This is a genomic window from Aerococcus vaginalis (assembly GCF_053762225.1).
The window spans coordinates 437,571-452,297 of record NZ_JBSMYC010000001.1 but is presented as its reverse complement, the minus strand read 5'-3'; the positions used below and the strand labels follow the sequence as shown (position 1 = coordinate 452,297).

General features: G+C 41.3%; 15 protein-coding genes. 10 read left to right on the top strand and 5 right to left on the bottom strand.

The window, feature by feature from the left end:
- The 3 genes from ACWOEX_RS02190 to ACWOEX_RS02180 all read left to right on the top strand — a co-directional run.
- Positions 1–1,250, top strand: a 1,250-nt coding sequence (locus tag ACWOEX_RS02190) for a hypothetical protein (RefSeq protein ID WP_455297634.1), incomplete at its 5' end; no start/stop codon positions are given.
- A gap of 332 nt (positions 1,251–1,582) precedes the next feature.
- Entirely contained in the window at positions 1,583–3,136 is a 1,554-nt protein-coding gene (locus ACWOEX_RS02185) for an ATP-binding cassette domain-containing protein (RefSeq protein ID WP_455297633.1), read from the top strand.
- Positions 3,137–3,268: 132 nt separating this feature from the next.
- Positions 3,269–4,312 (top strand): branched-chain amino acid aminotransferase, encoded by a 1,044-nt coding sequence (locus ACWOEX_RS02180; RefSeq protein WP_455297632.1) that lies wholly within the window; start codon positions 3,269–3,271, stop codon positions 4,310–4,312.
- Positions 4,313–4,444: 132 nt separating this feature from the next.
- On the opposite strand, the gene nrdH is transcribed toward ACWOEX_RS02180, so the two are convergent.
- Positions 4,445–4,666: a glutaredoxin-like protein NrdH gene (gene nrdH, locus ACWOEX_RS02175; protein WP_455297631.1), complete on the bottom strand. Its 222-nt coding sequence runs from the start codon at positions 4,664–4,666 to the stop codon at positions 4,445–4,447.
- Between the two features lie 139 nt (positions 4,667–4,805).
- Between nrdH and ACWOEX_RS02170 the strand changes: the two genes are divergently transcribed.
- Positions 4,806–5,342 carry a ComE operon protein 2 gene (locus ACWOEX_RS02170; protein ID WP_455297659.1) on the top strand — a complete coding sequence of 179 codons (537 nt, stop codon included), beginning with the start codon at positions 4,806–4,808 and terminating at the stop codon, positions 5,340–5,342.
- Positions 5,339–6,196, top strand: a complete 858-nt coding sequence (locus ACWOEX_RS02165) for an NAD(P)H-hydrate dehydratase (RefSeq protein ID WP_455297630.1) — start codon at positions 5,339–5,341, stop codon at positions 6,194–6,196. The genes ACWOEX_RS02170 and ACWOEX_RS02165 overlap by 4 nt, the downstream gene beginning before the upstream one ends.
- A gap of 114 nt (positions 6,197–6,310) precedes the next feature.
- On the opposite strand, the gene ACWOEX_RS02160 is transcribed toward ACWOEX_RS02165, so the two are convergent.
- The 3 genes from ACWOEX_RS02160 to ACWOEX_RS02150 form a co-directional block, all read right to left on the bottom strand.
- A complete protein-coding gene (locus ACWOEX_RS02160; RefSeq protein WP_455297629.1) occupies positions 6,311–7,096 on the bottom strand; it encodes an ABC transporter permease in 786 nt (261 codons plus the stop codon).
- The gene (locus ACWOEX_RS02155; RefSeq protein WP_455297627.1) at positions 7,089–7,835 is read right to left on the bottom strand and encodes an ABC transporter ATP-binding protein; all 747 of its coding nucleotides are present in this window, start codon (positions 7,833–7,835) and stop codon (positions 7,089–7,091) included. Before ACWOEX_RS02155 ends, ACWOEX_RS02160 begins: the two co-directional genes overlap by 8 nt.
- A 69-nt stretch (positions 7,836–7,904) precedes the next feature.
- Positions 7,905–8,486, bottom strand: a complete 582-nt coding sequence (locus ACWOEX_RS02150; RefSeq protein WP_455297626.1) for a 5-formyltetrahydrofolate cyclo-ligase — start codon at positions 8,484–8,486, stop codon at positions 7,905–7,907.
- A gap of 262 nt (positions 8,487–8,748) precedes the next feature.
- On the opposite strand from ACWOEX_RS02150, the gene nrdI reads away from it, so the two are divergent.
- The 3 genes from nrdI to nrdF all read left to right on the top strand — a co-directional run bounded on the left by nrdI (position 8,749) and on the right by nrdF (position 12,403).
- The gene (nrdI, locus tag ACWOEX_RS02145) at positions 8,749–9,123 is read left to right on the top strand and encodes a class Ib ribonucleoside-diphosphate reductase assembly flavoprotein NrdI (RefSeq protein ID WP_455297658.1); all 375 of its coding nucleotides are present in this window, start codon (positions 8,749–8,751) and stop codon (positions 9,121–9,123) included.
- 4 nt (positions 9,124–9,127) lie between these two features.
- Positions 9,128–11,269, top strand: coding sequence for a class 1b ribonucleoside-diphosphate reductase subunit alpha (gene nrdE / locus ACWOEX_RS02140; protein WP_455297657.1), 2,142 nt, complete (start codon positions 9,128–9,130; stop codon positions 11,267–11,269).
- Between the two features lie 87 nt (positions 11,270–11,356).
- Positions 11,357–12,403 (top strand): class 1b ribonucleoside-diphosphate reductase subunit beta, encoded by a 1,047-nt coding sequence (nrdF, locus tag ACWOEX_RS02135; RefSeq protein ID WP_455297656.1) that lies wholly within the window; start codon positions 11,357–11,359, stop codon positions 12,401–12,403.
- 65 nt (positions 12,404–12,468) lie between these two features.
- Here the strand turns inward: nrdF and ACWOEX_RS02130 are convergent, their stop codons facing one another.
- Complete coding sequence (locus ACWOEX_RS02130; RefSeq protein WP_455297624.1) at positions 12,469–13,332, bottom strand: universal stress protein; 864 nt, start codon at positions 13,330–13,332, stop codon at positions 12,469–12,471.
- Between the two features lie 157 nt (positions 13,333–13,489).
- Here ACWOEX_RS02130 and ACWOEX_RS02125 point away from each other — a divergent pair, with 157 nt between their 5' ends.
- Positions 13,490–14,170, top strand: coding sequence for a histidine phosphatase family protein (locus tag ACWOEX_RS02125; RefSeq protein WP_455297623.1), 681 nt, complete (start codon positions 13,490–13,492; stop codon positions 14,168–14,170).
- Positions 14,171–14,245: 75 nt separating this feature from the next.
- Positions 14,246–14,695 (top strand): hypothetical protein, encoded by a 450-nt coding sequence (locus tag ACWOEX_RS02120; RefSeq protein WP_455297622.1) that lies wholly within the window; start codon positions 14,246–14,248, stop codon positions 14,693–14,695.
- Positions 14,696–14,727: the final 32 nt, after the last annotated feature.

The following is a 14,727-nucleotide window of genomic DNA, read 5'->3' as shown; positions in this document are numbered from 1 at the left end:
AAGATGGTGAAGTTACTGACTTGGCTCGCTTGGCAGGACAAGCACAGTTAGACTACATCGATCGTGAACAGTACGAAGGTAATGCCTACGAAGATGGTGAAGTTACTGACTTGGCTCGCTTGGCAGGGCAAGCACAGTTAGACTACATCGATCGTAAACAATACGAAGGTAATGCCTACGAAGATGGTGAAGTTACTGACTTGGCTCGCTTGGCAGGGCAAGCACAGTTAGACTACATCGATCGTAAACAATACGAAGGTAATGCCTACGAAGATGGTGAAGTTACTGACTTAGCTCGCTTGGCAGCACAAGCCCAATTGAACTACTTGGATAGCTTAGAAAACAAAGCGCCATACGAAGGTAATGCTTACAAAGATGGTGAGGTTACTGACTTGGCTCGCTTGGCAGCGCAAGCACAGTTAGACTACATCGATCGTAAACAATACGAAGGTAATGCCTACGAAGATGGTGAAGTTACTGACTTAGCTCGCTTAGCAGCACAAGCCCAATTGAACTACTTGGATAGCTTAGAAAACAAAGCGCCATACGAAGGTAATGCTTACAAAGATGGTGAGGTTACTGACTTGGCTCGCTTGGCAGCGCAAGCCCAATTGAACTACTTGGATAGCTTAGAAAACAAAGCGCCATACGAAGGTAATGCTTACAAAGATGGTGAAGTTACTGACTTGGCTCGCTTAGCAGCACAAGCCCAATTGAACTACTTGGATAGCTTAGAAAACAAAGCGCCATACGAAGGTAATGCTTACAAAGATGGTGAAGTTACTGACTTGGCTCGCTTAGCAGCACAAGCCCAATTGAACTACTTAGACAGCTTAGAAAACAAAGCGCCATACGAAGGTAATGCTTACAAAGATGGTGAGGTTACTGACTTGGCTCACTTGGCAGCGCAAGCCCAATTGAACTACTTGGACAGCTTAGAAAACAAAGCGCCATACGAAGGTAATGCTTACAAAGATGGTGAGGTTACTGACTTGGCTCACTTGGCAGCGCAAGCACAACTGAACTACTTAGACAGCTTGGAAGATAAAGCACCGGTTGCTGATCATGTCGGGACTGGTGTTGTAGAAGCTGAGGAAAATGTTGACGCTACTATTCCAGGTGAAGCAGTTGCAACTGAAGCTTCCGCAACGTCGAGCTTGCCACAGACTGGTGTTGCGCTTGCAGGTTTAGGTCTCGGCTTGTTAATGACAGGGGCAGGTACTGCATTCGCATTCAAAAAGAGAAACTAATTGATGATTAGCGAATAAATTAATCCCAAAATGAATAATAAGAAAGTGTCATGTCTTCGGACGTGGCGCTTTTTTTTTGTTTTGAGGGTGGGACACTTTAAAACCGTGTGGAATATGCTATACTGTAAACTTTGTATGGGTTGTCATGTACTTTAAGTGATGCAAAGCATGTGAGGTTGTTGTCACAAGAACACTCATATGCTTTAAATAGCTCAGAATGTTATGAATTTGTATAAAATTTTGTTGTGACATCGTATGTTTAGGGTATAATAGAGCCCAAGTGTATCGGCACTGAAAGTAACCGGCGCAGATCCGCCATGGGAGGAATAAATATGAAGAAAGATCAAGTCGATCAGCCGAGCGAGACGAATAAGAAGTTGACATGGTCGAATGTGCTGATCGTTATTATGCTGTTTATTCATGCAGCGACGATGGCCATTGTCAGTATCCTAATGGGGGTTGTTATTGATGCCGCCACGAACAAGACGATGGACAAGTTTGTGCTATACATCGGCATTAGTGTTGCCTTAGTGATTATCGGGTTCTTAGCACAGACATGGGGTTACCGCCTCATTTATACCAATTCTGGTAAGAAATTATTAGCCGTCAAAAACAAGTTATTGAAGAAAGACTTAGTAAAAGACGGTTGGAAGAACGTGGACTACAGTACCAATTTGGATATTGTTTATGCGAACCGTTACGTTGCGATTTTCATGTCGATTGATATGGTGATTACGTTAATTCTGTCGATGTTCACGCTATTCTCTATCGATTGGCGTGCAGTGATTATTGGTGTGATTGGGGCGATGATTCCGCTCTTGTCACCACTGTTGACCCAGAAACGGATCCGCCAAAATGCCGATAATTTTGCGAAGAAATCACAACTCTTCCAGCGCTTTACTTATGAACATCTAAATATTAAAGATGAAATTAACCGTTATAACGTTGAAGATCGTGTGATTGATAAATACAAAGATAAGAGTGTGGTTCAGGAACAAGCGCGTTTCAAATTGGAAAATTTGATGTATTTTGCGCAGATTTTCAGTAGCGCGCTCGGGACAGTTTCAGTATTAGCTGTGTTATTATTGGCTGGACTGATGGTGTTCTCAGGTGCGCTATCCGTCGGGATGATGATTTCTGTGATGCAGTTGACTTCAAGTTTGGTCGCGCCAGTGATTCAGTTGTCGAATACCAAGGCGATATACGAATCTTCACGTCCGATCTTCAATAGTTTCCACTTCGATCAGGAGTACGAATTCAAAGCACCTGAAAAATTACCAAATGGGGACTTAGAAGTTAAGGATATTCACTTTGCGTATGATGAAGGCCCAGAACTCTTCGACGGCTTTACGAAGACCTTCGAACAGGGTAAGAAATACTTGATTCGTGGAGAATCGGGACGTGGAAAATCGACACTTGCAGGGATTATCGCTGGTGAAATTGAACCTGATCAGGGCGGCGTTTATTTCAGTGGCACGAAGATGAATCGCGAGAACATTAAGAATAGGAATATTGGGTACCAGAACCAAGCGAATAAAATCTTTACGGGAACGGTATTTGAAAATATTAACTTCTATCGTGGTTATGATCGCGACACCATTCAAGCGATGCGTGATAGCGTCCACTTGAAACCTGGAATTGATAAAACCGTTGAATTGAACCATGGTTTATCTGGTGGTGAGAAGACGCTGGTTGCCGTGTCTAGAGCTTTGATGGAATCACGCGACGTTATGATCTTCGACGAACCGACAACCGGTTTGAATGATGAATTATCAGAAATGATTACGAAGCGTATTCTTAACTTACCATCAACTGTCATCATGATTTCTCATATCAGTGATGATGAGTTCTCATCCCAATTCGACGAAGTCATTACATTAAAATAATTAGAATGAAAAGTGCTGTTAGTCAGCACTTTTTTTATGCGTTTTATAAATATTAAGAAAATTATAGACAAACAAAATATTTTTACATACAATAAATACATATAACGAATATATAGAATTGAGGGAGATACAATGAGCGAAACATTGGATCCAAAAACAATTGATTGGGATAGTTTAGGTTTTGACTATGTCAAAACAGACTATCGTTTCATCTCACGTTGGAAGGATGGCGAATGGGATGACGGTCAATTAACAAAAGATAGCCAAATCACACTGTCAGAAGCAGCAACGGTCATTCATTACGGTCAACACTGTTTCGAAGGATTAAAAGCCTATCGAACCAAGGATGGGGACATTCAATTATTCCGTCCAAATTTGAATGCTGAACGTATGGCAGAAAGTGCTGAACGTTTATTGATGCCTGCATTTCCTGAAGATAAGTTCATCGACGCAGTGAAAGCTGTGGTTCGTGCTAATCATGAATGGGTGCCGCCTTATGGGTCAGGTGCTTCTTTATACATTAGACCGTTTATGATTGGTGCAGGGGAAGAGTTAGGGTTACATCCAGCATCAGAGTATATCTTCGCGATTTACTGTTCCCCAGTCGGTCCTTACTTCAAAGGTGGTATGACACCAACACGCTTTATTGTGACTGAATACGATCGTGCTGCACCGCGTGGAACGGGCGCAAACAAGGTCGGCGGTAACTACGGTGCGAGCCTATTGCCGGGTGAGGAAGCCCACGCAGCAGGATTCAGTGATGCGTTGTATCTCGATGCAGCAACGCATACGAAGATTGAAGAGGTCGGTGCTGCTAACTTCTTCGCAATCACAAAGGATAACCAATTTATTACACCGAAATCACCATCAATTCTACCAAGTATTACGAAACGAAGCCTACTCGAATTAGCTGAAAAACGATTGGGGTTAGACGTCGCAGAAACCGATGTTTATATCGATCAGATTGATGAATTTGTTGAGGCGGGTGCAATGGGCACAGCGGCGGTTATCTCACCAATTGCTGGGGTGCAGTATAAAGGAGAGTACCACCCATTCTATTCTGAAACAGAAGTAGGTCCAATCAGCAAACGTCTCTACGGTGAATTATATGGTATTCAGAACGGTGATGTGGAAGCACCTGAAGGCTGGATTTATCCCGTTGAATTAGATCATTAATCATCAACCATAAGCACTTGTGGTAGTCATATCTGCCGCAGGTGTTTTTATCTATGCAGAGAAAAGTGCACAAAAAAACGTGATGCGCAAACATCACGTTTCTCATTGTATAATAGAAATCGTTATCGTGGACTAAGCCAATTGTTGGAGTAAGTCTGGACGGAATCCAAAAAATGGCTCAATATCATCTGTAACGACAACTGGAAGAGATTGGAATCCCATTTCCTTTACTTCGTTCAATGCTTCCTCAGATGCTGTAACATCAGAATCTACGAAATCGATGTTGTTGTCCGTTAAGAATTTTTTAGTAAAGTTACATTGCATGCAACCTGGTTTTGAATAAACTTTGACCATGTCAAACGACCTCCTCTTGTATTACCGAAAGTTTTCAGACACAATATATAGTGCCTCAACTGATATATACAATATATAGCGGTCATGACTAAATGTCAAGCACAAAATAGAGTGGTTAGTCTCAGAATGGAGGAGAATCATTGTGGTAGAGCGAATACCCTGGGATCAATATTTTTTAGCACAGAGTCTAATGTTGTCATTGCGAAGTACGTGTGAACGTCTGATGGTGGGGGCGGTTATCGTTCGTGATAATCGGATTATTGCGGGTGGATATAACGGTTCTGTATCCGGTGACGAGCATTGTATCGATGTCGGTTGTTATGTTGAAGATGGTCACTGCATGCGCACGATTCACGCTGAAATGAATGCCTTGTTGCAATGCGCAAAATTTGGCGCTTCAACTGATGGCGCTGAGATTTATGTTACACATCGTCCATGCCTGCAATGTACCAAGAGTTTGCTTCAAGCAGGTATTCAACGGATTACTTACCTCTATGACTATCATAATCATCCGTATGCCGAGAAATTGCTCAAACAACAGCGGGTGACGATTCAAAAAGGTGAAATTCCTGAGAATTTTTTCCAGATGTTTGAACAGATGCATAGCGCCAATGTGAAAAAAGAACTGGCAGAGCAGCAAGTAAGTAATAAACAGGATGAGCGTGACACTAAATGAAAAAGGAACCGTTAACACTAGTGCATTTTAAACAATGGCTCCCTGTACGTCCTGAGAACAGCTATAAAGGGGATTATGGTCGGGCACTGCTGATTGGTGGCAATCGACAAATGGGTGGTGCAGTACAAATGAATGCGCAAGCTGCCGTGTACGCAGGTTGTGGGCTCGTTACAGTAGCTAGTGATAAAGCTAACTTACCAGCAGTTCACGCCTCGCTTCCTGAGACGATGTTTATTGACTGGGATGATACTGAAGCGTTAGAACACGCGATTTATCAAAGCGAGATTATTGCGATCGGTTCTGGAATGACCCAGTCAGAGCAATGTTACTTTGATATTTTGATGGATACGTTATCAGAAGCGATGAGGCTTCAAACTTTAATTATCGATGCCGGGGCCATTCAAATGTATGGCGAGGTAATTAAAAAACGACCAGATCTTTTTATCGATCGACAGTTGAACATCGTCCTCACGCCACATTTGGGTGAATGGCGACAATTAACAGAGGGAAGCGTGGATAGCCGAGATCCAAAAGCTATTCAACGTTTTGTCGATCAGAGTCATGCGATTGTGGCACTCAAAGGCGCACCTACGCGGATATTTGCTCCAGACAAAGGGACCTATTATGAGAATATATACGGTAATCCAGGACAGGCTATCGGAGGTATGGGTGATACATTAGTCGGTGTCATTGTTGCGATGGTCGGTGTGATTGATGAACCATTTCATGCGGTGGCAGCGGGTGTATTACTACATAGTTATACAGCTGACCGTATCTATGATTCGCAGGCAATTGTGGTACCGACACGATTAGCACATGAATTACCACGGGCACTTAAACAAATTATTAAATAATTAGGAGTGAATGCTTTCGTCAGACGAGAGCATTTTTTGTTTGACGAATTTACACTGTAAGTGCAACGAATGCACAAAAAAAGAACCGCTACGAGAGCAGTTCTCTAATGCTTCTTAATTGAGATCTTCCTGTGCACGTGGTAATAATTGACCAAAATCTGTGTAGTAGGATGGATAAGCGAGATAGACAGTGATAACTGCTGAAATGGTAGCGACTGCCATCATCGCGAAGTAGAACATGATCTGATACATGATCGCTTCTTTCGGGAAGTTACCAACGAATAGAATGCCCGTCATCAATCCAGGTAAGATAACTAAACCGACTGTTTTGGTAGTATCAATTTGTGGTTGCAAACTGTTACGAATGGAATCGCGAATCACATTTTTTGAAGCTTGCTTGGTCGAAGCACCGAGCGCTAACTTTTCATTAATTTGCTGACGCTGGTTATCGATCGTCTGTGCCAAGTTAGTAAAACTGAGACCTGTGATGTTCATAGCTACACCAATCAACATACCATTCATTGGAATAACTTGGTTTGGCACGTAAACCATCGCATCGGTTAATACCAAGATAGCGAGGGATACGATACTACTACCGAAGACGGAAAGCATAGCAATTGCGAAGTGGCGTTTGATACCCTTGCCACGTTTTTGTGCTGTCCAGGCAGCGTTGATATCCATGATACCGACAATTACCGTCGTCAGTAACCAATTATCGACCTGGAAAACGAATATCAACAAGTAACCGACAATGGTTAGCTGTAGTGACATGCGGAAGATAGCAATCAAAATGTCCTTAATCAGTCCGAGGTCTTCTTTCCAGGAAATGATTAGGGAAATGACAACCAGTGAAAAAGTTGCCAGTAGGGACCAAAGATTAATCGTCATTGTTTCAGCCATTTACGGTTACCTCACTTTCCTCAGATGTTTTTGCTTCAGTTGATGCATCCAAAGCGGCATCATCTTCATCAAAATCAGGTACGGCACCTTCAGTGACTGTAATTGATCCGTCGCCATTGACCATGATCGTTTGTTTTGGATCAGTAATTTCTATCGCATGGTGCGCGATCCAAATTAGCGTTGTACCATTTTGATCGGCAAAATCTTGCAGAACTTTTTCTACAGCACGCTGATTTTTCTTGTCCAAAGCGGATGTAATTTCATCGAGCAATAACACTTGTGATGGGATGACAAGTGAACGGATCAACCCAACACGTTGACGTTCACCACCAGATAATGTGGAGATATCGGTATCGAGTGAAATGTTTTCCATGTTGAGTGCACGCATGAGATGATCAATCGCTTCGTCGTCGACCGCTTGCCCTCTAATCTCAAACGGGAAGTAGAGGTTTTCGCGAACGGTATGTCCAAATAATTGTGGGGTCTGCGTGACATAGGCGACACGCTGTCTAAGTTCACGATAATCGTAATCATAGAGCGGTTTGCCTTCGAATGTAATTTCCCCATCATCAAAACGTTGTAAGCCACAGAGAATTTTTAGTAGGATACTTTTACCACTACCGGAGTGCCCTTTAAGCGCTGTGTGCTGTCCCTGAGCAATGGAAAAATCGACATGATCATAGATCGTATGCTTGCCGAAGGTGAGACTCAGGTCTTTGACATTAAAAAGTTCTTTCATACCATGCGCTTCCTTTCTTTCTATTTATTTAGAACAATTCTATTTTAACAAAGTATACACAAAATACAATTAATCACTCGGATAAATACTATTTTCAGTGATTACCATATTTACTGATTGATCGTGTTTTTCGATCGGAATCTCAGAAACCATGAGTTCATCGAAATAGGGTAGGATCGAAAATGCTGAATACTTTGTCAACCAACGATCATAGAAACCACCGCCGTGCCCGAGACGCTGTCCGCTATGTGTACAGGTCACACACGGGACGATGACGATATCTACAGTGTGACTATCTATAATGTTATCAGGCGTAGCAATAGGTTCTTTGATATTAAAACTTCCGTACTGCCAACCGTCGTCCCTTTCCGGATAGGTACAAAGTATCATCTGATGTGATTTGATATCGCTGACCGGTAATACGACATGTTTTTGATGTTTTCTGGCAGACTGTATCAATGAAGCCGTATCGAATTCATATTCCAATGAATGAAACATAAAAATTGTTTTAGCTTCTTTCCAAGCAGATGATTCAAGAATTCTCTGAGTAATTTTTTTATTTGCTTTTTGATAATAGTCCGCAGATAATTGTGTTCGCTTGTTCAAAATCTGTTGTCGCAATATTTTTTTAGTCTCGTGAATGTTAGTCATAAAAACGCTCTCCTTAATCATTGTTCAGTGTATCAAAGGGCGTTGCGAGTGTCAGTGATCACGTGATACAAAAGAACGATCATGAAATAAAACAGTGCACAATGTACTATATCTAGTGGAGATATCGATTGTGAACTACTAAATATAGTTGACCGGTTATAAATGCGCTGATAGAATAAACACCAAGGGATGCCACTCATTATATATTAGTGAGTGGCAATACGTATGTTTATGGGAGGAGATCATTGTGTTACTCGTCTACATGTCCATTGTTGGCAATACACGGCGTTTTATCGAAAAGCTAGAGATGCCGAGTTTGGAGATTACTGAAGAGAACTGTTTTACAGAAGTCCATGAGCCATATATTATTGTGATTCCAACGTATGATATTGAAACCACAGATCCGATGAACGATTTTATTGAGACGGGTGCTAATCAGTCACTTTGTCGCGGTATCATTGGTGGCGGTAATCGTAATTTTGGTAAAGATTTATTCTGCTATACAGCGCAGGATATTGCTTTAGATTACGATGTGCCAGTTTTACATCGTTTCGAATTCATGGGATCATCAAATGACGTTAAAAAGGTAAAGGAGATTGTCAGACAAATTGAAAACACCGAAGCCACAGAAGCCTGATGAAATGACTTACTTCAAGCTGAATAATGAATTAAATATTCCGGTTGACAATAAAATACCGTTAGAAAAAGACAAGGAAGCGGTTCGCGCGTACTTCTTGGAACATGTGAATCCGAATACGGTCTTTTTTTATACCATTGAAGAAAAGATTAATTATTTATTAGATAATGACTACATCGAAGAAGAATTTATCAACAAGTATGACCGCCAGTTCGTTTACGATTTATTGCAGTCTACTTACGATAAAAAGTTCCGCTTCAAATCATTCATGGGTGCGCATAAATTCTATTCACAGTATGCACTGAAGACAGATGATGGCAAGCGTTATCTTGAACGTTACGAAGATCGTATAGTTTTCAATGCGTTATATTTCGCAGATGGTGATGAGAAACTAGCGACACAATTACGTGATGAAATGATTACGCAACGTTTCCAACCAGCGACACCAACATTCTTGAATGCTGGACGTAAGCGTCGGGGGGAAATGGTTAGTTGTTTCCTAGTACAGATGACAGATGATATGAACTCGATCGGACGTACCATTAACTCCGCGTTGCAGTTGTCTAAACGTGGTGGTGGTGTTGGTATTAACTTGAGCAACTTACGTGAATCTGGCGCACCAATTAAGAAAATCGCGAATGCCGCATCAGGTATCGTACCAGTCATGAAGTTATTTGAGGATTCGTTCAGCTATGCTAATCAATTAGGTCAACGTAATGGCGCAGGGGTTGTGTACTTGAACGCCTTCCATCCAGATGTCGTTAACTTCTTATCAACGAAGAAGGAAAACGCAGACGAGAAAATACGTGTCAAGACGTTATCCCTCGGTCTCGTTGTACCAGATAAATTCTATGAATTAGTTGCTAACGATGATGTGATGTATCTCTTTAGTCCGTATGATGTCGAACGTATTTACGGTAAGCCGTTCTCATACGTCAATATCACCGAAGAATACGAAAATATGGTCAACAATCCAGAGATCAAGAAATACCGCATCCAAGCGCGTGAATTGGAGAATGAAATTAGTCGTCTCCAGCAAGAATCTGGATACCCATACATCATTAATATTGATACGGTAAATGAAGCTAATCCAATCGATGGGACAGTGGTAATGTCTAATTTGTGTTCTGAAATTTTACAGACACAGACACCATCCACACTGAACGATCGTCAAGAATATGAAGTATTAGGGCGAGACATTAGTTGTAACTTAGGTTCAACGAATATGGTGAATATGGTACAAAGCCCTGATTTCGCAAAATCTATTGAAACATCAGTTCGCGCATTGACTTATGTTACAGATCACACGTCAATCGGTGCTGTACCATCCATCGAAAATGGTAATAAGTTGTCTCACTCTATCGGCCTCGGTGCGATGGGCTTGCATACCTTATTTGCACTTAATGAAATTCATTACGGATCTGATGAATCGATCGAGTTAACGGAAGCATACTTCTATGCGATGAACTACTGGTCACTCGTTGCTTCCAACAAAATCGCGGCAGAACGTAATGAAACATTCTACGACTTTGAAAACTCAGACTACGCTTCTGGTGAATACTTCGATCAAATGATTGAGGATATTCCAGAAATCACCTCTGATAAAGTCAAAGAAGTTTTGAAGAATGTGCCGTTGCCAACTGCTGAAGATTGGGAAGCGTTGAAGAAAGATGTTCAAGCACATGGGCTATACCATGCGTATCGTTTAGCTGTTGCACCGACTGGTAGCATCAGTTATGTCAATGAAACGAGCTCATCATTACAGCCGATCATTCGTCTAATTGAAGAACGTCAAGAGAAGAAAACGGGTAAGACTTACTATCCAGCGCCATATCTCTCAAACAAGACGATGCCGTACTATCAATCAGCCTATGACTTAGATATGCGTAAAGTCATTGATATTTATGCAGCTGCTCAGCGTTACGTTGATCAAGGAATGTCCATGACATTATTCATGCGTTCAGATATTCCAGAAGGATTGTATCCATGGAAGCAACCTGGAGAAACCAAGATGGATACGCGTGACTTAAATATCTTGCGTAACTATGCATGGAATCAGGGCGTGAAATCTATCTACTACATCCGTACCTTCACTGATGACGGTGATGAAGTCGGTAGTAACTACTGTGAGAGTTGTTCAATTTAATAGCTAAGCCATAAAAGGAGGAATTGTGCAGTGGATAAACCAAATAAAAAATTTCTGGAATTAAATGCTGAAGAAAAGGCTGCGCGCATTGATCAATGGAAGCGCGGACAATACAAGGCAATTAACTGGAACAATATTGAAGATGATATTGATAAACAAACTTGGGAAAAATTAACAAGTCAGTTCTGGTTGGATACACGCATCCCAGTATCTAACGACTTAGATGACTGGCGCATGCTATCAACAGAAGAGCGTCGTGTGGTCGATTTAGCGTTCGGTGGATTGACACTCTTAGATACTTTACAGTCGCAAGATGCGCTGAACATTTTGCGTCGTGATCACCGCTCGCCACAGGAAATCGGTGTCTACAACAATATCGAGTTTATGGAAACTGTCCATGCCAAATCGTACTCAACGATTTTCATTACGTTGAACTCAACGTCACGTATTAACGAGATTTTTGACTGGACGGATACGTATGAGAATTTGCAATATAAGGCGAACCGTATCAATGATATCTATCAGAACGGTTCAGCACTTCAGGCAAAAGCTGCTAACGTAATGTTAGAAACGTTCTTGTTCTATTCTGGGTTCTTCGCACCGTTGTGGTATCTCGGTAACAACAAATTGGAAAATGTAGCTGAAATTATTAAATTAATTATTCGTGACGAATCTGTTCATGGCACGTATATCGGCTACAAATTCCAGAAAGGGTATCTCGCATTAAGTGATAAAGAACGTGAGCAGATGAAACAGTGGGTCTTCAATACTGTTTACGAATTGTATGAAAATGAAGAGAAGTATGCACGATACATTTACGGCGAAGTCGGCTGGACAGATGAAGTGTTGACATTCTCTCGTTACAATGCGAATAAGGCTTTACAAAATCTTGGTTTTGATCCATTGTTCCCAGATACAGCGGAAGATGTTAACCCGATTGTTATGAATGGTATTTCAACGGGTACATCTAACCACGATTTCTTCTCTCAGGTTGGTAACGGATACTTGCTCGGTAATGTATCTGCGATGGCTGATGAAGACTACTCGACGTGGTCGATGTCTCAACGTAAAGAACAGCGTATGGCTTATCGCAAACGTAAAGCAGAAGAACGTGCGAAGAAAAATCACAAATAATCAATATACAAAAAAAGCAGGCGCCAAAACGACGCCTGTTTTTTTGTGTTAAGAAGAAGTTGTTTTTAATGAATAATCAGCACGTTCGTCTCTGCATGCATTAAGACATATTCAGAGACGGAACCGAGGATTAAACGTTTGACGCTACCTTTACCGGAAGCACCAATCACAATCATATCCACTTTATTCGTCTGTGCGAATTTTAGGATTTCTAAACGTGGATCACCATCAATCACATGAGTCGTCATGGTGATATCGCGATTGTCATCATATTTCGCAGCGATTGGACGGAGAAAATCTTCCGCATCTTGATGTAATTGATCGTGGAAATCTTGGAAATTGTAAGCTTTACTGTAGAATCCAAAGTTTTCAGTAACTGTTAACAAATCAAGATTGCTTTCCCACGCTTTACCGAGTGAGATACCAAGTCGTAGTGCGCGTTTTGATGGTTCAGATGCGTCGGAAGGGATGAGTATTTTCTTCGTAGCTTCTGGACTATGTCGAACAAGCAATACCGGGACAGGGGAGTGTCGTGCAACAAATTGGGCTACTGAGCCAACAACGACACGTTTGAAGGCACCTTTACCTGTCGCACCCATTACGACCATTTGATAATCGCCTTCATTAAGGAGATTGAGAATACCTTGACGTGCATCGCCAAATAGAATCTTATCTTCCGTTTCAATGTCAGGATAGATTTCCAGCGCACGTTTTTGGAAATCTTTTAGCAATTGCTCGCGTGCTTTGATCAGCGCATCACGTTCATCAGTAGTTAAAATATGCGCTAAACTTTCGTTTTCTCGAATAACGTTGAGAAAGATCAGCGATGCATCACAGGCTTTTGCTAAATGGGCGGCTTGTTCGCATGCATTAGCTGCTTGTTTTGAATCATCAATGGGCACTAAGATTTTATGAATAGTATCTAACATTGGAATCCCCTCCTATTCTTTAGGCTTAGTATACCAAATATATAAACCGCTTACAATATGTTTTCATCAGATTGATCGATTAAAAGAGTCCCGATAGCGGTTTAATTTTTGGTACAATGGACACAACGTATAGATACAAATTGAGGAGGATACCACCATGCAGGAAGGCACAACAATTTATTTTGTACGACACGGACGCACATTTCTTAATAAATATCATTGCATGCAAGGATGGTCAGATACACCATTGACCCCTGAAGGCGAAGAGGGCGTCATTCAAGCAGGTAAAGAAATGGCCAACTTATCTTTTGATGCGGTGTATACGAGTGACTTATCGCGTACCATGCGTACAGCGAAGTTATTATTGCAGGAAAATCGTGCAACGGATCCTAACATTAGGATTACGCAAATGCCAGAATTCCGCGAAGTTTTCTTTGGTAGCTTCGAGGGTAAGGACGATGTGTGGACATATGACTATGTCGCGAAGAAAAATGGTTATGAAAGTGCGGATGATATGCGCGCACAACTTAATCACGCGCAAATCGTTAATGCGATTCACCGTGCTGATCCATACCACGATGCAGAGACATTTAGTAACTTCTGGCATCGTGTGGAAAGTGGATTAATTCAGTTGATTCAACGTCATCGTGTGAATGAAGATAAAATTTTAGTTGTTTGTCACGGTGCCTGCATCAAATATATCCTCGAAAATATCATTCCAGAGCCGAATATCTCTAATAATTTACCAAATGCTGCGGTGTCTAAAGTGCGTTACCACGATGGTCAATTCCATTTAGACTACTTTGCGAAAATAAATAATTTTTTACCTGAAGGTTAGAATTATCTCATCACTCACGCATAATTGTAGAATATGCTATAGTAACTATACATCGATAAAGAGAGGATGCTTGTAATGATTGAAACAGTATTTACAGTTTACTGGGAAAATAAACGTGATGAAGTACGTAAAAAACATGGTACATTCAACACTGAAGAAGACGCAATGAACGGCATCAAAGCCTGGTGGGAACTTCAAAAAGAAGAATACGATCAAATTAAAACAGAACGTACGAATTCCGGTGCGCTAGAAATTCAATATCTCTCCCATGATAGTAACTACGTTTACCGTATTGAAGAAGAACCAAACGAAGGTACTTTGCCACCAACAACTTACAAATTGCGCTCTGAAAAAGAAATTCAAGCATTGCGTAAGAAAAATGATTTAGATGATGATTATTACTTATTCGACGAATTGGCAGAACCATACCGTGATCGTTTGATTGTTGCGATGAATGATAGTAACAAGGCGAGAAAATATGCCTACGATCAACGTGGTCGTATCATCAAAGAATTAGATTTGTAATTTTAATGAATCATACAATTAAAAAAGGACGT